The sequence below is a fragment of the Kutzneria chonburiensis genome (genome assembly GCF_028622115.1).
In the GTDB taxonomy this organism is placed as follows: domain Bacteria; phylum Actinomycetota; class Actinomycetes; order Mycobacteriales; family Pseudonocardiaceae; genus Kutzneria; species Kutzneria chonburiensis.
The window spans coordinates 766,676-789,578 of record NZ_CP097263.1; the positions used below are offsets into that span (position 1 = coordinate 766,676).

General features: G+C 70.2%; 21 protein-coding genes and 1 pseudogene. 11 read left to right on the forward strand and 11 right to left on the reverse strand.

Annotated features, from left to right (window positions below):
• Positions 1-10: 10 nt before the first annotated feature.
• The 3 genes from M3Q35_RS03665 to M3Q35_RS03675 form a co-directional block, all read right to left on the reverse strand.
• The gene (locus M3Q35_RS03665) at positions 11-1,174 is read right to left on the reverse strand and encodes a GH12 family glycosyl hydrolase domain-containing protein (RefSeq protein WP_273940168.1); all 1,164 of its coding nucleotides are present in this window, start codon (positions 1,172-1,174) and stop codon (positions 11-13) included.
• Between the two features lie 71 nt (positions 1,175-1,245).
• Positions 1,246-3,312, reverse strand: coding sequence for a caspase family protein (locus tag M3Q35_RS03670; protein WP_273940169.1), 2,067 nt, complete (start codon positions 3,310-3,312; stop codon positions 1,246-1,248).
• An 84-nt stretch (positions 3,313-3,396) separates the two neighbouring features.
• Complete coding sequence (locus M3Q35_RS03675; protein ID WP_273940170.1) at positions 3,397-4,524, reverse strand: glycoside hydrolase family 88 protein; 1,128 nt, start codon at positions 4,522-4,524, stop codon at positions 3,397-3,399.
• Between the two features lie 139 nt (positions 4,525-4,663).
• Here M3Q35_RS03675 and M3Q35_RS03680 point away from each other — a divergent pair, with 139 nt between their 5' ends.
• The 4 genes and pseudogenes from M3Q35_RS03680 to M3Q35_RS03695 all read left to right on the forward strand — a co-directional run bounded on the left by M3Q35_RS03680 (position 4,664) and on the right by M3Q35_RS03695 (position 9,040).
• Positions 4,664-5,236, forward strand: a complete 573-nt coding sequence (locus M3Q35_RS03680) for a (2Fe-2S)-binding protein (protein ID WP_273940171.1) — start codon at positions 4,664-4,666, stop codon at positions 5,234-5,236.
• Positions 5,233-6,185: pseudogene (locus tag M3Q35_RS03685) on the forward strand (FAD binding domain-containing protein). The gene M3Q35_RS03680 and the pseudogene M3Q35_RS03685 overlap by 4 nt, the downstream one beginning before the upstream one ends.
• Before the next feature lie 17 nt (positions 6,186-6,202).
• Positions 6,203-8,338 carry a xanthine dehydrogenase family protein molybdopterin-binding subunit gene (locus tag M3Q35_RS03690; RefSeq protein WP_337960552.1) on the forward strand — a complete coding sequence of 712 codons (2,136 nt, stop codon included), beginning with the start codon at positions 6,203-6,205 and terminating at the stop codon, positions 8,336-8,338.
• A gap of 69 nt (positions 8,339-8,407) precedes the next feature.
• Positions 8,408-9,040 (forward strand): nitroreductase family protein, encoded by a 633-nt coding sequence (locus tag M3Q35_RS03695; RefSeq protein ID WP_273944239.1) that lies wholly within the window; start codon positions 8,408-8,410, stop codon positions 9,038-9,040.
• Positions 9,041-9,044: 4 nt separating this feature from the next.
• Here M3Q35_RS03695 and M3Q35_RS03700 read toward each other — a convergent pair whose 3' ends face one another.
• Positions 9,045-10,346 carry an FAD-dependent oxidoreductase gene (locus tag M3Q35_RS03700; RefSeq protein WP_273940173.1) on the reverse strand — a complete coding sequence of 434 codons (1,302 nt, stop codon included), beginning with the start codon at positions 10,344-10,346 and terminating at the stop codon, positions 9,045-9,047.
• A gap of 95 nt (positions 10,347-10,441) precedes the next feature.
• On the opposite strand from M3Q35_RS03700, the gene M3Q35_RS03705 reads away from it, so the two are divergent.
• Positions 10,442-10,906, forward strand: a complete 465-nt coding sequence (locus M3Q35_RS03705; RefSeq protein ID WP_273940174.1) for a MarR family transcriptional regulator — start codon at positions 10,442-10,444, stop codon at positions 10,904-10,906.
• On the opposite strand, the gene M3Q35_RS03710 is transcribed toward M3Q35_RS03705, so the two are convergent.
• Positions 10,893-12,335, reverse strand: coding sequence for a flavin-containing monooxygenase (locus M3Q35_RS03710; RefSeq protein WP_273940175.1), 1,443 nt, complete (start codon positions 12,333-12,335; stop codon positions 10,893-10,895). The genes M3Q35_RS03705 and M3Q35_RS03710 overlap by 14 nt on opposite strands.
• Positions 12,336-12,432: 97 nt before the next feature.
• On the opposite strand from M3Q35_RS03710, the gene M3Q35_RS03715 reads away from it, so the two are divergent.
• From M3Q35_RS03715 to M3Q35_RS03725, 3 genes are read left to right on the forward strand one after another with little or no spacing between them, the layout of a single operon-like run.
• The gene (locus M3Q35_RS03715; RefSeq protein ID WP_273940176.1) at positions 12,433-13,539 is read left to right on the forward strand and encodes an acyl-CoA dehydrogenase family protein; all 1,107 of its coding nucleotides are present in this window, start codon (positions 12,433-12,435) and stop codon (positions 13,537-13,539) included.
• Positions 13,536-14,501, forward strand: coding sequence for an LLM class F420-dependent oxidoreductase (locus tag M3Q35_RS03720; protein ID WP_273940177.1), 966 nt, complete (start codon positions 13,536-13,538; stop codon positions 14,499-14,501). The genes M3Q35_RS03715 and M3Q35_RS03720 overlap by 4 nt, the downstream gene beginning before the upstream one ends.
• Positions 14,498-14,956 (forward strand): winged helix-turn-helix transcriptional regulator, encoded by a 459-nt coding sequence (locus M3Q35_RS03725; protein WP_273940178.1) that lies wholly within the window; start codon positions 14,498-14,500, stop codon positions 14,954-14,956. The genes M3Q35_RS03720 and M3Q35_RS03725 overlap by 4 nt, the downstream gene beginning before the upstream one ends.
• Here M3Q35_RS03725 and M3Q35_RS03730 read toward each other — a convergent pair.
• From M3Q35_RS03730 to M3Q35_RS03740, 3 genes are read right to left on the reverse strand one after another with little or no spacing between them, the layout of a single operon-like run.
• Positions 14,944-15,552, reverse strand: coding sequence for a nucleotidyltransferase family protein (locus M3Q35_RS03730; protein WP_273940179.1), 609 nt, complete (start codon positions 15,550-15,552; stop codon positions 14,944-14,946). The genes M3Q35_RS03725 and M3Q35_RS03730 overlap by 13 nt on opposite strands.
• Positions 15,549-16,277: an SAM-dependent methyltransferase gene (locus M3Q35_RS03735; protein WP_273940180.1), complete on the reverse strand. Its 729-nt coding sequence runs from the start codon at positions 16,275-16,277 to the stop codon at positions 15,549-15,551. Before M3Q35_RS03735 ends, M3Q35_RS03730 begins: the two co-directional genes overlap by 4 nt.
• A gap of 32 nt (positions 16,278-16,309) precedes the next feature.
• The gene (locus M3Q35_RS03740) at positions 16,310-17,161 is read right to left on the reverse strand and encodes a 1-aminocyclopropane-1-carboxylate deaminase/D-cysteine desulfhydrase (protein ID WP_273940181.1); all 852 of its coding nucleotides are present in this window, start codon (positions 17,159-17,161) and stop codon (positions 16,310-16,312) included.
• Positions 17,162-17,270: 109 nt separating this feature from the next.
• On the opposite strand from M3Q35_RS03740, the gene M3Q35_RS03745 reads away from it, so the two are divergent.
• A complete protein-coding gene (locus M3Q35_RS03745; RefSeq protein ID WP_273940182.1) occupies positions 17,271-18,032 on the forward strand; it encodes a VOC family protein in 762 nt (253 codons plus the stop codon).
• Here M3Q35_RS03745 and M3Q35_RS03750 read toward each other — a convergent pair.
• The 3 genes from M3Q35_RS03750 to M3Q35_RS03760 all read right to left on the reverse strand — a co-directional run bounded on the left by M3Q35_RS03750 (position 18,016) and on the right by M3Q35_RS03760 (position 21,440).
• Positions 18,016-18,711, reverse strand: a complete 696-nt coding sequence (locus tag M3Q35_RS03750; RefSeq protein ID WP_273940183.1) for a YoaK family protein — start codon at positions 18,709-18,711, stop codon at positions 18,016-18,018. The genes M3Q35_RS03745 and M3Q35_RS03750 overlap by 17 nt on opposite strands.
• A 4-nt stretch (positions 18,712-18,715) precedes the next feature.
• Positions 18,716-20,302 carry an MFS transporter gene (locus M3Q35_RS03755; protein ID WP_273940184.1) on the reverse strand — a complete coding sequence of 529 codons (1,587 nt, stop codon included), beginning with the start codon at positions 20,300-20,302 and terminating at the stop codon, positions 18,716-18,718.
• A 202-nt stretch (positions 20,303-20,504) separates the two neighbouring features.
• The gene (locus tag M3Q35_RS03760; protein ID WP_273940185.1) at positions 20,505-21,440 is read right to left on the reverse strand and encodes a DNA polymerase domain-containing protein; all 936 of its coding nucleotides are present in this window, start codon (positions 21,438-21,440) and stop codon (positions 20,505-20,507) included.
• Between the two features lie 82 nt (positions 21,441-21,522).
• Between M3Q35_RS03760 and trpM the strand changes: the two genes are divergently transcribed.
• Positions 21,523-21,657, forward strand: coding sequence for a tryptophan biosynthesis modulator TrpM (gene trpM, locus M3Q35_RS03765; RefSeq protein ID WP_273940186.1), 135 nt, complete (start codon positions 21,523-21,525; stop codon positions 21,655-21,657).
• A gap of 44 nt (positions 21,658-21,701) precedes the next feature.
• Positions 21,702-22,901: a tryptophan synthase subunit beta gene (gene trpB, locus M3Q35_RS03770; protein WP_273940187.1), complete on the forward strand. Its 1,200-nt coding sequence runs from the start codon at positions 21,702-21,704 to the stop codon at positions 22,899-22,901.
• Positions 22,902-22,903 lie beyond the last annotated feature (2 nt).

The following is a 22,903-nucleotide window of genomic DNA, read 5'->3' on the forward strand; positions in this document are numbered from 1 at the left end:
CACCGTAACTTCAGCTGCCGAAGACCTGGAATTCCCAGAGAGAAACGCCATACGGGGTGGCCCTGGTCTGCCCGAGCACCCGCACGTAGCGCCCGCTGCCGTTGACGGCCAGGGTGTTCACGCCGCCGGTACCGGCTGAAGTGGCGTAGAGATCCGTGGACGTGGCGAAACTCGGGTCGTTGGACGCCTGGACGCGGAACTGCCGGGCGTAGGCGGCTTCCCAGTTCAGCACGACCCGGTTGATCTGCCGCGTCGAGCCGAGGTCGACCTGGATCCACTGCCCGTCCTGGAAAGCGCTGCTCCATCGCGTGGATCCGTTGCCGTCAAAGGCATTCGAAGCCGGGTAGGACGCGTTCTCGACCGACGACGACGTCGCCGGCCGCCCCTGGGACAACGGCGTGGCGCCGGAGCCGGCGGTGGCGCTGAACGAGAAGCTGTTGGTGGCCAGCCCCTGGCCGCCCTTCCAGATCTCGAAACCGGCCTCGGCGTCGAGCAGGTAGTGGTTGGCGTTGGTCACGCCGCGAGCCACCGAGTCGTCGATCAGGGCCTTGACGTTCAGACCGTTGACCGCGGTCGAGCCGCCTTGCAGCACATAGGACACGATGTTCCAGGACGTCTGCCGCCCGGTCCACACGTCCCAGTTCAGGCCGGCGATGGTGGCCGTGGCCACCTTCTGGCCGAACGGGCTGACGCCGCCGCGGCTGTTGAGCCAGATCATGATCTCGCTGCCGTCGGGCTGCCCGCCGGTTGTCGCGCTCGAGTTGGTCCACAGGTCGTAGGCCACGTCGTACGCACCGGAAGCCGGCTGGACCGTGCTCCACGACGACGTCGAGCTGGCGATCTTGTTGACCTGGATCGGCAGGCCGCTGCCGGCGGTGCAGGCGCCCCAGTGGCAGCCCTTGTAGATGGACGGATACGTGGCCGGCGCGCCGCCCGAGAGGTTGAAGTTGGCCGTGCTCACCGACCACGCGGTACCGCCGGTGTAGGTGATGCACTGCTGGTCGGACGAGTTCCACTCGTTGGCCTGAATGGTGTATTCACCGCCGGCCGCGCTGATCGTGCCCTGGGGCTGGCACGTGGTCGTCGCGGCGTGGGCGGTGGCGACGGGCAGCAGCATGGCGGCCGCGCCGACCAGCGCTGCCACCGCCAACCGTCGCAGGTGTGCTCCGGACATGAATGGGCCTTTCGCAGGGTGGGTGGCGGCCCGGGGCGGGTTCTGGAAGCGCTTCCAGAAGGTAACCCCGGTCACACCCGCCTGTAAACCCTGGCGATCGCCGAGCCGGCCAGCGCGGCCGTGACCACGCCGTGCAGCAGTGCGAACCACGGGGCGCTGACGTGCGGGCCCCAGACGTCGTCGCCGACGTAGGTGAACGTGTCGCCGAGCAGCAGCGATCCGAGCATGAAGAACACCTCGGGCCCGGCGTACGCGACGATCGCGGCGGTCACGAACAGCCGCTGCGGCGCGGTCACGGTCCGCGCCAGCACGGCCAGCACGCACAGCCCGGCCCACGGCACGACCGCCAGCAGCCCGGCCACCAGGCCGACCACGCCGCTGATGGTGAAGGAGTTGTCGAAGCCGGCGGAATCGACGTACGGCACGGCCGCGAGCAGCAGGACCAGCTCGACCACGGCCGCGCCGATGGTCACCCAGGCCAGCGGCCGCTGCGTCGGCGGCACCAGCGTCACCCGCCTCGGCACCTGGTCGAACGGCCACAGCCGAATGCCCAGCAGCACCAGCAGCGCCGCGGCCAGGACCAGTTGCAGCCACGACCACACGTTGCCGACGGAATGCAGGCTGCCCAGGCTGTCGACCAGCAGAAACACGGCGTTGGCGGTCACGATGCCGTGCCCGACGATCCGCGGCGGCCCGGTCCGCTCCAGCAGCGGGATACCGACCAGCAGCGGCCCCCAGCGCAGCGCCTCGTAGACGAAGCCGAGGAAGGTCGAATGGCCCAGCATGTCGGTGGCGGCCCCGAGCACGACCACCAGCAGCGCCACCGCGACACCGAAAAGCACGCGCCAGTCCCGGAAACGCGTCAGATCCGGCGCCGGGATCGTCGCCCGCGCCCACAATCGGCCCGCCGGCCGGCACACCACCGGCACCACGACCGGTCCGAGCCTGCTGGTCACGGTGAAGTCGCCGCGCAGCTCGCCGTAGCCCTCGGGATAGGCCGCCGGATCGGCCCGCACGATCACCGCGCCGCCCTCGTGCGACACCCGCAGCCAGCGGGTTTCCGTTGTCACGTGGAAGATCCGGGCCAGCGGCGCGCCGGCGAAAGCCACGGTCTGCTCGGTCACCTCGCCCAGTTCGACCAACGTCGGCGACGGCCGCAACTGGGCCACGACCAGCGCCTCCACCGCCGCCGTGCGGACGGCCACGCTGTCGTCGCCGGTCAAGCCCTGTAACAACATCAGCGCGCCGGCCGCCACGGCCACGTCGTCGCCGACGAGCAGCGTCCGTAATGAGCCGACGGCCGCTAATCGAACCGTTGCGTCAAGATCCTTCGCCTGCACCGCCAGGGATTCCGGCACGTCCGAAGGCGCGATGCGGCGTGCCAGCGGCGTGCGGGCGACCAGCAGCGACGCGCCGTGACCGCCGCCCGACTGGTGCGGCGTCTGATGCGCGGTCGCGGCGGTAACCCTTGCGTAGACGTACTTGTAGAGCTCGTCAAGATCCACGGAGCCGTCGCCGTTGAGGTCGGCGTCGCCGGTCCGCAGGCCCTCCACCACGGCCTCGGTGAACAGCGACGGCTGCAACCGACCGGATTCGGCCAGCTCCTCGCCCTCGAAGGCGTATTCGGTCGCCGACGACGCCGTGATCACCACGCGGCTGCGGCCCGGCCGTTGCGGGAACGACTGCTCCACATCGACGTCGTCGACCGCGCGGGACACGCTGCCCTTGGCGAACGCGCCGCCGAAGCAACAGTCCAGGAGCAACGCAACATGCTGGGCCCGGCATTCGGCCAGCTCGTCGTTGACGAACCGCGCCGCGACCGCGGTCGCGGACAGGCGGTTGGGCACGGTGTCCGAACCGGCCAGGAACAGCTCACCGGCCGCGTTCTTCAAGCCGTGGCACGAGAAATGGAGCAGCAGCACGTCGTCCCGGGCGGCGGAAGCCAGGAAGTCGGCCACCCGCCGCTGGATCTGGTGCGAGGGCAGGTCTCGCGCCACGTCCACCTCGAAGCCGCCCAGCTCCGGGTCGGCCAGCACGGCCCGTAGCGCGTCGGCGTCGTGCGCCGGCGCGGCCAACCGGCGCAGCCCCCGGTGCTCGTAGCTGCCGGTGGCCACGACCAGCGCCCGCCGGGCGCCCATCAGCACGACGTGCCCGGCCGGAGGCCGGGCACGTCCATATTCAGCTTGGCAGGAGCGGTCACATGGCGCAGGGTAGCGCCGAGATCAACTGGTTGGTGGGGAACAGGCCGGGGTCAGCTTCGCCACCTGCTGACCGGCCATCAGGTAGGCCCCGACGGCGTAGGCGCCGGTGTCCGAGGCCGTCACCGGCTGCGCGCCGTGCGGGCCGGTCGCGTCGCCCTGCACGTAGCCGAACAGCCCGCTGGGCTGCAACGCCTTCGTGGTCAGGGCATTCCAGCCCTTGGTGACGGTCGGCGTGAACTTCTTGGCGTCCAGGATGCCGTTGTTCACGCCCCAGCCGAGCGCGTAGGTGAACAGCGCGGTGCCGCTGCTCTCCGGGCCCGGGTGGTCGAACGGGTTGAGCAGATCCACGTTCCAGAAGCCGTCATTTCGCTGAACCAGCCGAAGGGTGTTGGCCATCTTCTGGAACACCCGTACGTACTCCGGACGGTTCGGGTCGTCCTTGGGCAGCCACTGCAACACGGTGGCCAGCGCGGCCAGCGCCTCGCCGTTGCCCCGCGACCAGAACTGGAACGAGCCGACCTGGCTCGCGTCGTGGTACCACAGGCCGGTGAACTCGTTGAACAGGCCGAAGCCGCCGGCCCGCTTCTCGGCGTAGTGGAACAGGTCCTGCGCCGCCTGGATGTTCTCCGGCTTCTTGTCCATCACACCGAGCCGCACGAACTGCGGCCACGCCTGGTTGAGCGCGTCGACGGTGTTCCAGTACTTGACGTGGCCGGCCTGCACGCTCGCCACCTCGTCGGCCACCCGGGCGCGCAGCGCGGCCAGGATCGGCGGGTCCGGGTGGAAGTAGGTGTAGAGGTCGAGATAGGCCTCCCCGGCGGCTTCGTTCGCCGGGGTGAACTCGTTGGCCGGGTCGGTGTCGAGCTGGTACTTCAGCGCCTGCGCCCACGGCAGGGTCTTGTGGTTGGACTGGCCACTGGTCAGCACCATGGCCAGATTCCCGACATGGAAGACGGCATTCTTCCAACTGGCCGAGGCCAGGTCGGTCCCGTGGGCGAGCCAGTAGTCGGCGGCGGTGTACATCGGCGCGACGACCGGGCAGGCTGCGGGCACCGGGTCGGCAGTGTCAACAGACGCTGCCGCGGCTTGTCCGACCAACACGGTAGTGCTCAAGGTCAGACTGGCGACCAACGTCGCAGCGACCCTCATGTCGTCCTCCTCGATCACGGGGACGCGGCGGTGCAGTCATCTCACTACGCACGTGGGTGACTGTCAATCTCGCGCGCTGCTAGCCTCACCGTGAGTTACGTCGACTCCGCCGCGTCGACCCTCTCCCTGAGGAGGTCGCATGGCAGGAAGTGTGTCCCGGCGCGGTTTTCTGGGCAGCGCGGCGGCCGCGTCGGTCGTCGGCACGGTGACCGTGGCCCCCGGTCGGGCCTGGGCCGATGTCACCCCACCGGACCGGATTCGGTTGTCCGTCAACGGCAAGGCGTACGAGATCGACGCCGATCCCACGGTCACGCTGCTGGATGCGCTGCGTGAGCGGCTCGGGTTGACCGGCACCAAGAAGGGCTGCGACCGCGGCCAGTGCGGAGCCTGCACGGTGCATGTGGACGGCCGGCGCGTGGTGTCCTGCCTGACGTTGGCGATCGCCTGTGCCGGCAAGAATGTCGTCACGATCGAGGGCATCGCGACCGGCGATTCGTTGCATCCCGTGCAACAGGCCTTTGTCGACTGCGACGGATTCCAGTGCGGCTTCTGCACATCGGGGCAGATCATGTCCGCGGTCGAGGTGGTCGCGCAGGGCGCCGCCCGCAGCGACGAGGAGATCCGGGAGGCCATGTCCGGCAACATCTGCCGCTGCGGCGCCTACCCCAACATCGTGGACGCGATCAAGCAGTGCCGGGGTGACCACTCGTGAAGACGTACAGCTACGGTTCAGCGACCAGCGTACGGCAAGCGCTTTCCCAGGACGGAGCCTATCTGGCCGGCGGCACCACGCTGGTCGACCTGATGAAGCTGGAGGTGCTGACGCCGAGCCGTGTCGTCGACATCAACTCCCTGCCGTTGCGCGGGATCCAATGCACGCCGCTGGGTCTGCGGATCGGCGCGCTGGAGCGGATGGCCGACGTGGCCGTGCACCACGAGGTGGTGCGGCGCTGGTCCATGGTGTCGACGGCGCTTGGCCTGAGCGCCTCGCCGCAGCTGCGCAACATGGCCAGCATCGGCGGCAACCTGTTGCAGCGCACCCGCTGCGACTACTTTCGTGACGTGCGCATGCCGTGCAACAAGCGCAAACCGGGCAGCGGCTGCCCGGCGGTCAACGGGGACAACCGGATGCACGCCATCCTCGGCACCAGCGCCGCCTGCGTCGCCACCCACGCCAGCGACCTCGCCGTTGCGCTGGTTGCAATGGACGCCGCGATCCGGCTCCAGGACCGGTACGGCGAACGGGTGCTGCGATTGGCCGACTTCTACCGGCTGCCCGGCGACACGCCGCAGGTGGAGAACCAGCTGCGGCCGGGGGAACTGATCACCGAGGTGATCGTGCCGGCGCTGGACTGGCCACAGGCGTACGTGAAGGTTCGGGACCGAACGTCCTACGAGTTCGCGCTGGCCTCGGCCGCCGTGGCGGTGGACGTGCACGGGGAGTGGTGCGGGACGCCCGGATCGCGGTCGGCGGCGTCGGCACGCGGCCGTGGCGGTTGCAGGCCGTGGAGAAGGCGCTGCGAGGCAAGTCGGCGACCGAGGACAGCTACCTGGAGGCGGCGAAGTTGGCGGTCGTGGACGCGCAACCGTTGTCCGGCAACGGCTTCAAGGTGCCGCTGGTGCAGCGGACCATCGCGCGGGCCTTGGCGGGTACGCGATGACCGTCTCACTGTCCCGCGTGGAATCGCATCTCAAGGTCACCGGCGGCGCGGTGTACGCGGCCGACAATGCCGCTACCGCGTACGGGTATCTGCTGACCAGCACGATCGCGCTCGGCACCGTGACCGCAATGGACACAACCGCCGCCGTTGCCGCGCCGGGTGTGTTCGCGGTGTACACGCCGTTCAACCCGTTGAAGCTCTACGGCTATGGCGACGGCTCCACCGACGAGACCGCGCCCGTGTTGCAGGACAACAATGTCCGCTACAACGGGCAGGTGATCGGCATGGTCGTCGCCGACACCTTCGAGCACGCACGGGATGCCGCCTCGCTCGTCTCGCCGACCTACGACGTCAAGCCCGGCATGGTGAACTTCGCCGCCGGCGTCGCGACCGCCACGCCGCAGGGCACGCCGACCGAGGTCCTGGCCCCCGGTGTGACGTCGATCGACGCCGCGCTGGCGGCCAGCGATGTGACCGTGTCAGCCGTGTACACAACCCCGCACCAGCACCATAATCCGATGGAGCCGCACGCGGCCGTCGCGGTGTGGACCGACGACCGGCTCACGCTCTACACGGCCACGCAGGGCGTGATGAACGTGGTCAGCCACATGGCGCGGGCCCTCGGTGTCGATCAGTCCAAAGTGCACGTGGTGAATCCCCATGTGGGCGGGGCGTTCGGCGGCAAGATCGGCAACTGGGCCAACGTCCCGCTGGCCGCCGCGGCGGCGCGGGCGCTGAGCCGGCCGGTCAAGGTCGCGCTGACCCGTGAGCAGACTTTCACCGTCTCAGGGCATCGGCCGCCGTCGCACCAGACCGTGTCGCTGGGCGCGACGCACGACGGCACGCTCGTGGCGGTCAAACACGACGGCATCGCCGGCAAGTCGCAATCCGGGCCGTCCTCGGAGAACCTGGCCAACCACTCGCTGACCGCCTACGCGTCGCCGAACCTGCACGCGTCACGGGCGATCGTGCCGCTGGACGTGTCGGCGATGACCCCGATGCGGGCTCCCGGCGAGACCCACGGCGCGTTCGCCCTGGAAAGCGCCATGGACGAGCTGGCGTTCACACTGGGCATGGATCCGTTGGCTTTGCGGCAGAAGAACTACGCCGCGAAGGTCCCGAGCAACGGCAATCCGTGGTCCAGCAAGCATCTCGACGAGTGCTACGAGGTCGGCGCAAACGCTTTCGGCTGGGAGAAGAGGAATCCCGCGCCGGGCGCGGTGCGGGACGGGGACTGGTTGGTCGGCCTCGGCATGGCCACCGCGACCTATCCGGCTTCGCGCTCGAAGTCGTCCGTCAAGGTGCGGTTGCAGGCCGACGGCACCGCGGTCGTCTCCGGCACCGGCGCGGACCTCGGCACCGGCCAGTTCACCGTGTTCGCCATCCTCGGCTCGCAGGCGCTGGGCCTGCCGGTGAGCGCGATCAAGGCCGAGCTGGGCGACTCCTCGCTGCCGCCGGCAACCCCGGCCGGCGGCTCGACGTCGACGTCCAGCAACGGGCCGTCCATCATGGTCGCCGCCGACGCCGCCAAGTCCGCGCTGCTGGCGCAGGCCGCAACGAATCCGCAGTCTCCCTTCTACGGCAAGACCCCGGTCTACGATGCCGGCAACGTCAAAGCCGACGGTGTCGCGATGAGTTTCGGCAGCCTGCTCACCGCGCTGGACCTGCCGGCCGTCGAGGGCACGTCCGCGCTGCCCAGCGGTACCACCAAGGGCTACGGCTACCTGTCCTTCGGGGCGCACTTCTGCGAGGTCCGGGTCAACCGGTGGACCGGCGAGCCGCGGGTGGCGCGCTGGCTGACCGTGATCGACGGCGGCACCATCGTCAACGAGAAGACCGCCCGCAGCCAGATCCTCGGGGCCGTGGTCATGGGCATCGGCGGCGCGCTGCTGGAGGACAGCCGGGTCGAGCCCGACACCGGCCGCTACGCCGGCGCCAACATGGCCGCCTACCTGGTGCCGGTCAACGCCGACATCCCGCCCATCGACGTCCGCTTCCTCGACCACCCGGACACCGTGTTCAGCCCGCTCGGCGCGCGCGGCATCGGCGAGCTGGGCATCGTCGGCGTGGCCGGGGCCATCGCCAACGCCGTGCACAACGCCACCGGCAAACGCGTCCGCGACCTGCCGATCACCCTCGACAAGCTGCTGTGAAGCCCGACTACACCTCGGTTGAAGCCGCGGTAGCTGGACGCCACCGGTAATCATTGAGGCATGAACGAGATGTCGGCGGAGACCGTCCTCACCACGACCAGGGCCGTGCGCAAGCGGCTCGACCTGACCCGGCCGGTGGACCTGGCCGTGGTGCGGGACTGTCTCACCATCGCCTTGCAGGCCCCGAGCGGTTCCAACCGCCAGGAATGGCAGTGGATTGTCGTCACCGACGCCGCCCAGCGCGCCGCGATCGGCGACGTGTACCGCCGGGCCTGCAACGCCTACCTGGAGTCCGCGGTGGCCGCCGGCAAGCTGTTCGCCGACGACGCCGAGCGCTCGGCCGTGCAGCAGCGGGTGCACTCCTCCGTCGCCGCCCTGGCCGACACCATGGGGCAGGTGCCGGTGCTGCTGATCCCGTGCATCAAGACCGGCCGCGACCTGCCGGCCGGCAACCAGGCCGGCCTGTGGGCCTCGCTGCTGCCCGCCGCGTGGAGCTACATGCTGGCCGCCCGCACCCGCGGTCTCGGCACCGCGTGGACCACGCTGCACCTCACGTACGAGTCCGAGGTGGCGGAGATCCTCGGCCTGCCCGACGGCGTGCACCAGGCGGCCCTCATCCCGACCGCGTACTACACCGGCGACAGCTTCAAGCCCGCCCCGCGCCAGCCGCTGGACGAGGTCCTGCACGTCGACCGCTGGTGATGCGTCAGACCCGCGGCCGGGCACCGCTGGTCGCGGCCTCCAGGACGGCGTCCGTGCCGCGGTAGGCGTACATGCCGTCGAGGAACTTGCGGCGCAGCGCGGGAACCTTGTCGGTGAGGCTGAAGTAGGTGCGGGCGGCGAACAGCGCCGCCCGCCCGGTGACTGGGTTGTACAGCGGGTCCTTGCCGCTGGTGCCGTTGTTGCTGAGCGACTCGGCGACACGGGCGGTGCCGTACGGCAGCATCTCCGCCTCGTAGTCGCCCACCGCCTTGAGCAGCGTCTTCTCGCCGCGGTTGGCGGCGGTGAGCTCGTGGCACAGCAGGGCGGCGTCGCGCAGCGCGGTGTTCGCGCCGACGCCCTGACCCGGCGTCATGGTGTGGATGGCGTCGCCCAGCAGCGTGATGTTGGTGGCCGGCCAGGGCGTGACCGGCGACGAGGTGGCGATGCGCATGGCGAACGCCGCGTCCGGGTCGGACAACTGGAACAGCCTGCGCAGGTTCGGATGCCAGTTCTTGGTGGCCCGCAGCGCGGTGGCGACCAGCTCGGCGCCGCGCTGCTTGGCCGTGCCGGCCGGGAAGTGCTCGTGCGAGCTCCAGATGGACAGGTTGATGTAGTCGCCGGCGTTGTGCTCGCCGGCCCGGAACTCCATCACGTGCAGCATGCCGACCATGCCCTTGGTGCCGAAGATCAGCGACAGTCCGTTGAGCACCTTGGGCTTGAGCAGTGCTCGGGTTTGCGGCGTGAGCGGGGTCTTGGTGGCGATCGCGGTGACGCCGGTGTCGGTGACGTCGGCGTCCGGCAGGAACTGGCGGCGCACGGCCGAGCGGGTGCCGTCCGCGGCGACCAGGAGATCGCCGCTGGCCATGGTGCCGTCGGCGAAGAAGGCGGTGACGGTGCCGTCGTCGTTGCGCTCGTAGCGGGTGAAGACCTTGCCGTAGTGCACCACGTCTTCCATGCCGCTGAACAACACCTGGCGCAGCGTGGCCCGCGAGACCGACCGCTCGGCGTCCACGTCGTCGCTGTCGTCACGCAGCTCGAAGCTGGCCGTGCTGTGCATGTTCTGGGTCAGGATGTTGAGGTGCCGGGGCGTGCGGGCGCAGGTGGCGACGAAGGTCTCGAACAGGTCCGGCGGCAGGCAGGCCTTGAGGGCACGGTTTCCGGTGGGGTCGATGCCGACCCGGTAGCCGTACAGGCCGTCCAGACGCGAGCCGTAGCGCTCGTACACCGCGACTGAGACGCCCGCCCGCTTGAGACCGTGCGCGAGGCACATGCCGCCGGTGCCACCACCGATGATCATCACGTGCATGGGCGTCTCGTCTCACTTGATTTTCAAGTATCTTGGTTGTCGAGGAACCTAGCGACGGGTATTTTGCTTGTCAAGAGAAAACGGGAGGGTCGACCGTGACACAGGACGTGCTGGCCGAACTGGGCCTGGTCGTCCAGGCCTACCAGGCCGCCGTTGACGACTTCGACCGCGAGAACGCCCGGCTGCTCGGGGTCAACGGCACCGACCTGCGCTGCCTCGAACTGCTGCTCGGCGCGGGCGAGCTCACCCCGCGTGAACTGGGCGAACGGCTCAACCTGACCACCGGCAGCGTCACCGCCATGCTGGACCGCCTCGAACGGCTCGACCTGCTGTCCCGCGCCCCGCACCCCACCGACCGGCGCAAGGTGGTCGTGCGGATGACCAAGGTCGGCGCCGGCCGCTGTCTTGACCAGATACGGCCGTTACTGGCCGAGGGCCAGCAGGAGCTCGCCGCCCGGTACAGCACCGAGCAGCTGCTGCTGGTCATCGATTTCCTGCGCACCAGCACGGCATTGCAGCAGCGGCACGTGGAACGCCTGCGGGCGGCTAAGGCTTCGTGAAACGCATGACGCCGTCGGTGACCGGGGCGTAGGTCAGGTCTACATGGTCGACGAGGTAGCTCTCCCGTGACCGCCACGGCCGGCGCGTGCCCTGCTTCGGCAGGATCGCCGCGGCGCGGTTGACGTAGCCGGAGGTCAGGTTGAGGATCGTCCTGCTGCTGTCGGCCCGGCTCGGCGGCGTAGGGGTGCAGACGGTGAACCCCTTGCGGGCCATGTGGTTGAGCAGCCGGCAGACGTAGCGCGCGGTCAGGTCGGCCCGGAGCGTCCAGGAGGCGTTGGCGTAGCCGACGCACCAGGCCAGATTGGGCACGCCGCTGAGCATCATTCCCTTGTAGACGGTCGTTTTCCCGGTGTCGACGGGCTTTCCGTCCACGGTGAGCGCGATGCCGCCGACAGCGATCATGTTCAGGCCGGTGGCCGTGACGATGATGTCCGCGGTGAGCTCCCGGCCCGACTTGAGGCGCAGGCCGTCAGGGGTGAACGTCTCGATGTGGTCGGTGACGATGCTGGCCTGCTTGGCCCGCAAGGCAGTGAACAGGTCGCCGTCCGGCACCAGGCACAGCCGCTGGTCCCACGGGTTGTACCGCGGCGCGAAATGCGGGTCCAGCGGCACGGAGTCGCCGAGCGCGGCGGCGGCGCCCTTGCGGAGCAGGGCGGCCGCACGGGTCGGGAAGCGGCGCATGTACTGGTAGAAGATGGCGCTGCGTACCAGAATCTTGGCCCGTACGACCCGATGGCCGAGGGGATCCGGCAGCTTGGCGCGGATCCTGTTGGCCGCTTCGTCCTGTTGCGGGCGGGCCACGACGTAGCTGGGGGAGCGCTGCACCATCGTCACGTGCGCGGCCTTCTCGGCCATCGCCGGCACGAGCGTGACGGCCGTCGCGCCGCTGCCGATGACCACCACGTTCTTGTCGGTGTAGTCCAGGTCCTCGGGCCAGAACTGGGGATGCACCGTGGTGCCGGTGAAGTCGCCCTGGCCGGGGAAGTCGACGACGTGGCCGCGGTCGTAGCTGTAGTAGCCGCTGCACAGGTAGAGGAACGAGCAGGTGAAGGTCTTCGGTTCGCCGTCGTGCACGGCCTCGACCGTCCACATCGCGTCCTTTGTGGACCAGCTGGCCGAGATCACCTTGTGCCCGAAGCGGATCTCCCGGTCGATGCCGTACGTCGACGCCGTGTCGCGGACGTAGCTCAAGATCGACGGGCCGTCGGCGATCGCCTGCGGGTTCGGCCACGGGCGGAACGGATAGCCGAGGGTGAACATGTCGGAGTCGGACCGGATGCCCGGGTAGCGGAACTGGTCCCAGGTGCCGCCGATCGTGTCGCGGGCCTCCAGGATGACGTACGTGCGGCGCGGCGACCGGGTGCGCAGCCGGTAGGCCGCGTTCACGCCGGACAGCCCCGCGCCGACGATCAGGACGTCCACGTGCATCTGCCGTCCCCCTTCTCCCTTACGCACGGTACCTGTTGACACACGGGGCTGATGGTAAGAATATTGAACCGGTAACGGAACTGAACCAGGAGGGCGCATGCTGTCCAGCGCAGTCAAGGCCGCCGCGGTGGCCCGCGAGCTGGCCGACGAGACCGAGCGGGGGCGGCAGCTCGCGCCCGGCCTCGTCGCCGAGCTCAAGGCGCACGACCTGCTGCGCATCGGGCTGACCGCCGACCTCGGCGGCGTCGAGCCGACCGCCGCCGAGATCCTGGAGGCCGCCGAGACCATCGCGGTCGGCGACGCCTCCGCCGGCTGGTGCGTGTCCATCGCCGCCACCAGCAGCCTGCTCGGCGCGTACCTGCCGGCCAAGGGTGCGCAGGAGGTGTTTGGCGACCCCGCCGCGGTCGCCGCCGGCGTGTGGGCGCCGCGAGCCAAGGGGTCCGTGGTCGACGGCGGCGTCCGGATCTCCGGCCGGTGGTCGTTCTGCAGCGGCGTCCGGCACTCCGACTGGATCTTCCTCGGCTTCATCCAGGACGGGCAGGTTCGCACCGCGGCCTTCTCGACGGCCGAGCTGGAGATCCTCGACACCTGGAAGACGGGCGGGTTGCGCGGCACAGGCAGCACCGATGTCGTGGCTGCCGACGTCTTCGTGCCCGATCACCGCTTGTTCTCCGTGCTGGCCGGGCCGCCGGCCGGTTCCCGTACGCTGCAACGGTTCCCGCTGTTCGGCTTCTTCGCCGCGTCCATCGCCGCCGCCGCGTTGGGCAACGCCCGTGGGGCTCTCACCGAGTTCGTCGAGCTCGCCACCGTGCGCAAGCCGTCCGGTTCCAGCCGCAGCACCGCCGAGCGGCCGACCACGCAGGGCGCTTTCGCCGCCGCCGAGGCTTCGCTGCGGGCCGCTCGGGGCTTGTACTACCAGGCCATCGACGACGCCTGGCGGGCGGCTTCGGGTTCCTCGGAAGTCTCGGTCGAGCTCCGTACGTCGCTCCGCTTGGCCTGCACCCACGCCGTTCGTACCGCCGCCGACGTCGTCAGCTCCGTCTACGACCTCGGCGGCGGCTCCGCGATCTACGAGGATTCCCCGTTGCAGCGCCGTTTCCGCGACGCCCACACCGCCACCGCGCACTTCCAGGTCAACCCGGCCAGCTTCGAGCTCGCCGGCCGGGTGCTGCTCGGGCTGCCGACCGACACGGCCCAGTGGTGAGCGACATCGGCGTGGTCGCGCCGTACTGGTTGGACCGGCCGGACAACGAGGTCGTCGGCATCGCCCTCGAGGCCGAGCGGTGCGGTTTCGGCACCATGTGGCTGGGCGAGATGGCCACCTACGACGCGTTTTCCCTCGCCACCGCCATCGGTCTCCGCACGTCTCGAATCGCCATTCGGGTCGGACCGCTGCCGATTTCCGTCCGCACGCCTGTTTCCGTGGCGTTGGGCGTGTCCTCCGTCGCCGACCTGGCCCGTCCTGTCGCCGGTATCGGCCTCGGCGGCTCCAGCCCGTTCATCGTTTCCGGTTGGCACGACCGTGAATGGGCCCATGCCGCCGGGCGCATGCGTGAGTCCGTCGGCGTCCTTCGGTCCATTCTGGACGGTGGCCGCTCCGACTTCGCCGGCTCTCATGTCCGTAGCAAGGGATTCCGGCTGCGACAACCGCTGCCCGGCTTGCCCATCACCGTCGCCGCCTTCGGGCCCGCCATGACCCGTGTCGCCGCCGAGGTTGCCGACGAGGTCGTGCTCAACCTCGTTTCCCCGGCCCATGTCGCTGCCGTTCGGGCCGACCTGGACCGTTTCGCCGCTGCCGTCGGCCGGACCCCGCCCCGGCTCGCCGTGTGGATCCCCGTCGCCCTCGACCCCGATCCCGCTGTGCTGCACCAGCTTGCGGCGCAGACCGCCGTCTACCTCGCACCGCCCGGTTACGGGGAGATGTTCGCTTCCCTCGGCTACGCTTCCCTCGTGGACCGTGCCCGGGCCGGCGAGCCTCGTGCTTCCCTCGCCGCCGACATCCCGTTGTCGTTGTTCTCCGCCGTCGGCGCCGTCGGCTCCCGCTCCGACGTCTTGGAAGGCATCGCCGCCTTCCACTCCGCCGGCGCCGACCACGTCGGCATCGTGCCTCCCACCGCCTCCGACCCTTGCGGCGCAAGGCTTCTCTCCTCGTTGGGCCGCCGATGACCGCCGAACAGGAGTTCCGCCACCGCTTCACCGCCGAGTCCGTCGGCCGGGCCCTCGAGCTCGTCGGCGAGCGGTGGACCCTGCTCATCCTCCGCGAGGCCTTCTTCGGCGTGCGCCGTTACGGCCAGTTCGCCCGCAACCTCGGCATTCCCCGCCCCACCCTCTCCACCCGTCTCAAGCGCCTCGTCGAGGCCGGCCTGCTCGAGAAGGTCCCGTACGACGAGGACCGTCACGAGTACCGCCTCACCGACGCCGGCAAGGGCCTGTTCCCCGCCGTCGTCGCCCTCATGAACTGGGGCGACACCTACCTCCCGACCCCCGACGGTCCACCCATCGTCCTGCACCACAACGACTGCCACCAGCCCGTCGCCCCTTACCTCGCCTGCCGCCACTGCTCCGGCGAGATCACCACCACCTCCGTCACCCCCCACCCCGGCCCCGGCTACGCCGGCTGATCAGGCCAGGGCAGCACCGTCAGCTCCGGCCACTGCTTGCGCCAGCGCTCGGTCTTCGTCTCGTACACGTGACGCGGCGCCAGCACCGGATTCGGTCTCACCACGAGGTTGAACACGTCCGCCAGCCCGTGCGGCGCATACACGCGCCACTTTCCGGACTCCAGCCGGATCCCCAGGCAGCACGTCGTCGCCGCGAACGAGTCGATCGCCGCTTCCGTCGAGGTGTAGGGCTGGCACGGCACCCCGAACTTCTCCTCGTACCAGAGATGCACCCGCGCCTCGTTGCGGATCTCCACCTCCGCCGGGATCCCGGCAAAGGCCGTGCCACCGGCCCGGATGGCCACGTCCTCCGCCTCCCAGGACAGGTCAGAGCCGTCGAAGTAGAACAGGTCGTAGTCCCGGATCCCTTCGGTGGCCGGCCGTCCCGTCACCACGTTCCACACCGTCTGGAACACGCAGCCCGCCGTCAGACACCACCCCGGCAGATCCAGCTCCGCCGCTCTTGCCAGCACGTCGGTGAGAACCGTGTTGCGGCTCAGGATGTCCCGCAGGGCCTCGATCTGCTCGTCGAGGGGGAGTCGGCTGATCGGCGTCAACGCGGCAGGACCAAGGTCAGGTAGACCATGCCCAACACGCCGCGCCAACCCTTCAATCGCCAGGTGCGCTGCTGGTCGGCGCGTTCGCGGACGGTGGTGTCGTCGGGGTGGTCGGCCAGCCGACGCTCGTAGGCGAGGGCGTGGCCGGACTCGAATTCGTCCCACTCGTCCTGACTGGCCTGGGAGAGCCAGCGGAGCCGATAGCCGTGGGAGAAGGCCAGGTCGACGAGGGAGTCGACGGAGCCGTACTGCTCGCGGGGGATGGGCATGGCGGCGAGCTGGGAGGGGGTGGGCTCCCGCTCCCAAAAGCCCTCGCCGAGCAGGAGACGGCCGCCGGGACGGAGGATGCGGCGGCCGGCGGCGAGGGTGTTGGCGGTGTGCCGCACGGGATCGCCGCCGAAGACCTGGGTGGAGCCGTTGACGATGAGCACGTCGGCGGAGCCGGACCACTCGCCGGCATCGCCGACGGAGAGGGTGACCCGGGAGGAGAGGCCGCGATCGGCGGCGAGTTTGCGGCCATGGGCGATGTCGTCGGCGCTGAGGTCGACGCCCTCGCCGGTGGCGCCGGCGGCGACGGTGCGGAGCAGCAGCTCGGCCCAACCGCAACCGAGGTCGACGACGTGCTGCCCATCGAGGGGCCCGAGGGAGCGCACGAGCAGATCGGCACGGTAGGAGGACATGGGGCCGTGGAAGACGAGGTCGTCGTACAGCGGAGTCAAGGTCACAGGCCCAGCCTCTCGACGGGCGCAAGCGAATATCAGCCGGTGACGACGGCGACGATGGTGGTGCCGGCGGGGAAGTGACCGGAGCGCACGTGGGCGAACACGCCGTGCAGCATCTTGGCCACGTACACACGATCGAGGGAAATGTCGTGCCGGCGGCGGAAGTCGGCGATGAACGCGTCGAGTTCAGGGGTGTGCCTGGCGTAACCGCCGAAGTGCGAGTCGACGTCGATGGACCAGTTGTCGGTCGCGGCCCCGAAGGCCTCGGTCTGTAGCCGACGGACGTCGGCGACCAGGAAATCCCCGCCTTTCAACGCGGCGAAGCCAAGGGCGCGCTGGCCGGGGCGGAGACCGGCGGCGAGGCCGGCGAGGGTGCCACCGGTGCCGCAGGCGCAGCACAAGACATCGAAATCGACGGTGATCTCGGCCGGAAGCTCCCTGCATCCCTTGAGAGCCAACGAGTTCGTGCCGCCCTCGGGCAGCAGGTAGAAGTCGCCGAACTCGGCGGCCAAAGCCTCCAGCACCGCTGAAGAAGTCTTGCGGCGGTAGGCCGAGCGGTCCAGATAGGACAGTCGCATGCCGTTGCGCACGGCCTGGGCCAGGGAATCGTTGAGCGGACGGTGCTCCTCGCCGCGAATGACGCCGATGGTGTCGAAGCCGAACCGGGCACCAGCGGCGGCGGTGGCGCGGATGTGGTTCGAATAGGCCCCACCGAAGGTGAGCAGCGTGTGGTGCGCCTGTTCACGGGCGGTGACCAGGTTGTACTTGAGCTTGCGCCACTTGTTGCCGGGGATGTCCGGGCTGATGAGGTCGTCCCGCTTCAGCCAGAGGCGAACGTCCCCGAGTCGCTCGTCGCGCAACTCGGTCAGCGGGGAGGGCACCTGCATCGAGTCACCCTATGGTGAACCGCCGCGCCCTGAAATGTCAGACCCCGCTGCGACGATGCTCTCGTGTCGGGACGGCCCACTGTCCCGCGACTCAACGAGGAGCACCATCATGAGCGCTGTGGCGCCGGGCGTGCCCGGCTGGATCGACCTCGGCTCGCCCGACCTGGAGGCGACGAGAGCCTTCTACACGGAGCTGTTCGGCTGGACCGCGCACACCGGCGGCGAGGAGTTCGGCGGCTACACCATCTTCAACCTTGGCGACGACCCGGTCGCCGGCGCCGGCCCGCTGTTCAACGAGGGCCAGCCGCCGGCGTGGAACACCTACGTGATCACCGACAGCGCCGACGACGTGGCGGCCAAGGTGGAGGCCAACGGCGGCAAGGTGCTGATGGCCCCGGGCGATGTCGGCGAGAACGGCCGGATGGCCGTGTTCATGGACAACGGCGGCGCGGTGTTCTCGGTCTGGCAGCCGGGCACCATGCCCGGCGCGACCGCGTTCAACAAGCCCGGCGCGATGAGCTGGAACGAGCTGATGACCCGCGACCCGGCCGGCGCGAAGTCCTTCTACGAGGGCGTTTTCGGCTGGGGCCACGAGGACCAGCCGGCCGCCGACAGCACGTACACGATGTGGTCGCTGAACGGCGCGCCGGTCGGCGGCATGCTGCCGATGGAGGGCGACAACTGGCCGGCCGAGCTGCCGGCGCACTGGATGGTCTACTTCGCCGTCGAGGACGCCGACGCCGCCGTGGCCAAGTGCGTCGAGCTGGGCGGCTCGGTGGTCGTGCCGCCGATGGACATCCCGCAGGGCCGCTTCTCGGTGCTCAACGACCCGCACGGCGCGGCCTTCTCGGTCATCAAGCTGACGATGTGACCGCATGCCAGGGCTCGGAGCCCCGGCTGCGCACGGTGCTGACCGCCGCGACCAGTCCGATCAGGACGGTCGCGACGGCCAGCGCCCAGGCCCGATGGACGTGCAGGACCAGCACAGCCCCGATCAGCGCGCCCAGGAACATGGTGAACACGGCCAGCGCCCGCCGCGCCGCCGTCACCCGGCCCTGACGGCGGATCTCGGCGGCCAGGCCGGACATGGTCGTCGTGAGCACGGTCGTGGTCAGGTCGGGCACGGCCAGCCGGCGCGCGGTCGAGTTCTGCAGGCCCATCGCGACGGCCAGCAGCGCGGCCGGCACCACCAGCAGGTCCGTCCACACCGAGAGGAGGAGTGTCAACGCCACTAGCGACAACTCGACAAGCGCGACGTTGCGCAGCAGCCGTCCGCGGTGCGTGTGCCGGCGGCCCAGCCGGCCGCCGACGAACGCGCCGGCCAGGAAGCCGAGCAGCGCGACCACGGAGGCGGCCAGCGAGAAGTCGGGCACGCCGGCCAGCGCGAAGCCCACGAACACGACATTGCCGGTCATGTTCGCGACGAAGACGCGGCCGAGGGCCAGCACGCTCACCGCGTCGACGACACCGGTCGCGAGCGTCAGCACCAGCAGCAGCGCCGGCAGCGGACCATGCCGGTCGCCGTCGGTCAGTTCGTGCCAGACCCGCATGCGGTCAGTCCACCGGCGCCGGGGCGGCCAGCGCGTGCCGCACGGTCGGCTCGCCCTCGGCCAGCCGCCGGGCCCGTTCCAGCACGTCGTGGTCGGCCCCGGTGTAGCGGGAGTGGTGCTGGGCCAGGTGCTCGGCCCAGGACGGCACCTGGAACGTCTCCAGGAACAGCGCCGGGTCGGCGATGTCCCGGTGCAGGCCCCAGCTGGTCGCGCCGGTGCGCCGGCGGGAGCGCTCGACCACGGTCATCGCGCGCCCGAAGTCGGTCACGTTGTCCTCGGGCACCCGGTACTCGATCTGCACGAGCACCGGCCCGTCGGTCGGCCGGAGGTCTAAAACCAGCGACGGGTCGGGCCAGCCGGAGCCGACCGTCCGGTCCAGGTTGCTGTCGTAGAGCGGCCACCACAGGCCGGTGACCGCGCCCAGCACGAGCAGCCCGGCCGCGACGACCATGGTGACGGTCAGGCCGGCATAGCCGGCCACGATGCCCCAGATCGCCGCGCCGAACGCCTGGCTGCCCATGAACACGACCAGGTAGAAGGCCAGGCCGCGGGCTCGGACCCAGCCGGCCAGGTTGAGCTGCATGGCCGCGTTCAACGTCGACAGCACGCCGATCCACGCCGCGCCGGCCAGGATCAGCACGACGCCGGCCACCAGGGCGTTCGGCGCTATCGGCAGCACCGCCGTGACCAGGGCAAACACGGTGCCGGAGATCATCAGCGTGGCCGTGCCGCTGATCCGGCCGGCCGTCGCCGGCAGGGCCAGCGCGCCCGCGACAGCACCGACGCCGAGGGCGCCGAGCATCAGGCCGTAGCCGCCGGAGTCGAGGTGCAGCACCTGCGCGGAGATCGTTGGCAGCAGCGCCCACAGCGCCGACGCCGCCGGCACGAACAGCAGCGCCCGGAGCAGGATCCGGCGGATGCCGGGGGCGTTGCGCAGGTAGCGCACGCCGGCCCGCACCGCCGCCACCGTGTGCTCGCGTTCGGTCTCGCTCGGCCGGGGCTGCGGCGCGCGCCGCCACAGCTGCAACGCCAGCAGGATGACCACGAACGACGCCGCGTTCAGCGCGAACGTCCAGCCGACGCCGGCCACCGACACCAGAAGGCCGCCCAGCGCCGGTCCGACCGCGCGAGCCGTGTTCATGTTCACCGCGCCCAGCGCCGACGCCTGTTTGAGCTGGTCGCGGGGCACCAGCTCGGGTTGGATCGCCTGCCAGGCCGGTCCCACCAGCGCGCCCCCGCAGCCCAACAGGAACGTCAGCGTCAGCAGCAGCCCCGGCGTCATGCCGCCGGTGAACGTCGCCAGGGCCAGCAGCCCCGCCACCACCGTCATGAAGAGCTGGGACCACACCAGCAGCTTCTTGCGGTCCGCCAGGTCCGCCAGCACCCCCGCCGGCAGTGCGAACAGGAAAGCCGGCAGCGTGCTGGCTGTCTGCACCAGCGCCACCACCGTCGGGCCGTGGTCCAGCACCAGCCACTGCGCGCCCACCGACTGCACCCATGTGCCCACGTTCGAGGCGAACTGCGCCAGCCACAGTGCTCGGAACGATCGGGCGGCCAGCGGCGCCCAGGCGGAGGTGCTGCTCGATGCCAAGGTCGGCTCATTTCGGCGGCGGTCGGAGGCGTTCAACCTAGTGGCTGAAGGGCGCGACCAGCGGTATCGCACGCCGCACGGCCCCCGGATCGGGGCACATGCGGTCCGGATGTGCCGCAGGGAGGCAAGTATGACGCGCATGTGACATTCGAATGTGCCGGAAGGTGGGATTCGGTGTGACGGAGAGCGGGACTCGCGGGGGTTATTGGCGGCGGGCGCGGGCGCGGCGTTTGCCCTCGTGCATGGCCTGGACGCGGGCGACCGGGATGGTGTGGCCCTCGGCGACCAGGTCCTCAGGCAACGGCTGGGGTGCGGGCATGGCGTCGGACCAGGGGTCGCCGGTGCCGAGCAGAGCGGGGGCGGTGCGGATGGTGAAGTCGGAAGGGGAGACGGTGTCGAGGGAGTCCCACGACACCGGGAAAGAGACGGGGACGCCGGGGCGGAGGCGGGGGCTGTAGGCGGCGGCGACGGTGGCGCCGCCGGCGCGGGTGGAGTCGAGGAAGACCTTGCCGTGGCGGTCCTCGACGATGAAAGCGGTGGTGGCGAGCGCCGGATCGAGGCGTTCGGCGCGGGCGGCGATGGCGCGGGTGGCGGCGGCGACGTCCTCGACGGGGGAACCGGCGACGGGCACGAAGATGTGCACGCCCTTGGAGCCGGAGGTCTTCACCGCCCCGGAAAGACCGCAGTCGGTCAAAGCCTGGCGGATCAGATGCGCGGCCTGGACGACCAGGCGGAAAGAGTCGCCCGCGGGGGGATCGAGGTCGAGGACCATGTGGGTGGGATGGGCGTACTGGTCCAGCAGGAACAGGGTGGGGTGGTACTCGACGGCCCGCTGGTTGGCGAACCACAACAGGGTCCGCCGGTCGTTGCACAGCGCGTACGAGATCTCACGCTTGGACGCCTCGGCCCAGATGGGCTGCCGGGCCACCCAGGAAGGCGTGTATTTCGGCAGGTTCTTCTGCATGAACGACGGCTGGTCGCGCAACGCGCGGATCACCGACAAAGGCCGGTCGGTGAGCACGGACACCAGCTGCGGGTGCACGGCGTCGAGGTAGTCGACCAGGTCCCCCTTGGTGGCCTCGGCCCCGTCGAACAGCGGCTGGTCGAGATTGGTCAGCGCGACACCGTCCCGTTCCATGGCACCACGATCCCCGGGCTGACGCGCCAAGGCAACCGGAACCGGTTGTGTCGGCGACGGTCACGCTATTACCCTTCGCCTCGTGACGAACGACGTGCGCTTCGGCGGGGCCCCGCGCGGCTCCCGCTCGCCCGCGCGTCGGATCAAGGGCCGCCGGGTGCGGTACCACATCGGCAGCGAACCGGGTCAGGTCCGCGGGATGCGATGGCCGGGCTGAGTTTCCCCAGCCCGATTTCCGTTATCCCGTAAGGACAACCTCATATGTCTTTCTTCCATCCCGCCCACGGCGACGGGACGGGCCGCTTCGGCCGCTTCGGCGGCCAGTACGTGCCCGAGGCCCTGGTCGCCGCGATCGACGAGCTCACCGTGGCCTACGACAAGGCCCGCCACGACGAGGCCTTCGCGGCCGAGCTGACCGACCTGCTGGAGAACTACGCCGGCCGGCCGACCCCGCTGACCGAGGTGCCGCGTTTCGCCGAGGCCGTCGGGGCCAGGGTGTTCCTCAAGCGTGAGGACCTCAACCACACCGGCTCGCACAAGCTGAACAACGCGCTGGGCCAGGCGTTGTTGGCCAAGCGCATGGGAAAGCCCCGCGTCATCGCCGAGACCGGCGCCGGCCAGCACGGTGTCGCGACGGCGACGGCCTGCGCCCTGCTCGGCATCGACTGCACTGTCTACATGGGAACGCTCGACATCGAGCGGCAGGCGCTGAACGTGGCCCGGATGCGCATTCTCGGCACCGAGGTCGTGGCGGTGCCGACCGGCGCGGGCACCCTCAAGGACGCCATCAACGAGGCGTTCCGCGACTGGGTGGCCAATGTGGACTCCACGCACTACCTGTTCGGCACGGCCGCCGGCCCGCATCCGTTCCCGACGATCGTGCGTGACCTGCAACGGGTGGTCGGAGTCGAGGCGAGGGAACAGATCCAGCGCCGTACCGGCCGGCTGCCCGACGCGGTGGTGGCCTGTGTCGGCGGCGGCTCCAACGCCATCGGCGCGTTCCACCCCTTCCTCGACGACGCCGGAACCAGGCTGATCGGCTGCGAAGCAGCCGGTGACGGTGTGGAGACCGGCCGGCACGCGGCGACGTTCGCCGGCGGCAAGGTGGGTGTCCTGCACGGATCGCGTTCGTACGTGCTCCAGGACGAGGACGGCCAAACCCGGGAAACCCACTCGATCTCGGCCGGCCTCGACTACGCCGGCGTCGGGCCCGAGCACTCCCACCTGCGGGACAGCGGCCGCGCCGAGTACGTGCCGGTGACCGACGACGAGGCGATGGCCGCGCTGCGGCTGCTGGCCCGGACCGAGGGCATCATCCCGGCCATCGAGTCCAGCCACGCCCTGGCCGGTGCGATCAAACTCAACGCCGACCTGGGCGAGGTCGTGCTGATCAACCTGTCCGGCCGCGGCGACAAGGACATGGACACCGCGGCGGGCTACTTCGACCTGGTGGGGGAGTGACC

Excerpts from the sequence above, each read along its gene's own strand:
- M3Q35_RS03665 (WP_273940168.1), bottom strand. The coding sequence starts at position 1,174 with ATGTCCGGAGCACACCTGCGACGGTTGGCGGTGGCAGCGCTGGTCGGC.
- M3Q35_RS03670 (WP_273940169.1), bottom strand. The coding sequence starts at position 3,312 with ATGGGCGCCCGGCGGGCGCTGGTCGTGGCCACCGGCAGCTACGAGCAC.
- M3Q35_RS03675 (WP_273940170.1), bottom strand. The coding sequence starts at position 4,524 with ATGAGGGTCGCTGCGACGTTGGTCGCCAGTCTGACCTTGAGCACTACC.
- M3Q35_RS03680 (WP_273940171.1), top strand. The coding sequence starts at position 4,664 with ATGGCAGGAAGTGTGTCCCGGCGCGGTTTTCTGGGCAGCGCGGCGGCC.
- M3Q35_RS03695 (WP_273944239.1), top strand. The coding sequence starts at position 8,408 with ATGTCGGCGGAGACCGTCCTCACCACGACCAGGGCCGTGCGCAAGCGG.
- M3Q35_RS03700 (WP_273940173.1), bottom strand. The coding sequence starts at position 10,346 with ATGCACGTGATGATCATCGGTGGTGGCACCGGCGGCATGTGCCTCGCG.
- M3Q35_RS03710 (WP_273940175.1), bottom strand. The coding sequence starts at position 12,335 with ATGCACGTGGACGTCCTGATCGTCGGCGCGGGGCTGTCCGGCGTGAAC.
- M3Q35_RS03715 (WP_273940176.1), top strand. The coding sequence starts at position 12,433 with ATGCTGTCCAGCGCAGTCAAGGCCGCCGCGGTGGCCCGCGAGCTGGCC.
- M3Q35_RS03725 (WP_273940178.1), top strand. The coding sequence starts at position 14,498 with ATGACCGCCGAACAGGAGTTCCGCCACCGCTTCACCGCCGAGTCCGTC.
- M3Q35_RS03740 (WP_273940181.1), bottom strand. The coding sequence starts at position 17,161 with ATGCAGGTGCCCTCCCCGCTGACCGAGTTGCGCGACGAGCGACTCGGG.
- M3Q35_RS03745 (WP_273940182.1), top strand. The coding sequence starts at position 17,271 with ATGAGCGCTGTGGCGCCGGGCGTGCCCGGCTGGATCGACCTCGGCTCG.
- M3Q35_RS03750 (WP_273940183.1), bottom strand. The coding sequence starts at position 18,711 with ATGCGGGTCTGGCACGAACTGACCGACGGCGACCGGCATGGTCCGCTG.
- M3Q35_RS03760 (WP_273940185.1), bottom strand. The coding sequence starts at position 21,440 with ATGGAACGGGACGGTGTCGCGCTGACCAATCTCGACCAGCCGCTGTTC.
- trpB (WP_273940187.1), top strand. The coding sequence starts at position 21,702 with ATGTCTTTCTTCCATCCCGCCCACGGCGACGGGACGGGCCGCTTCGGC.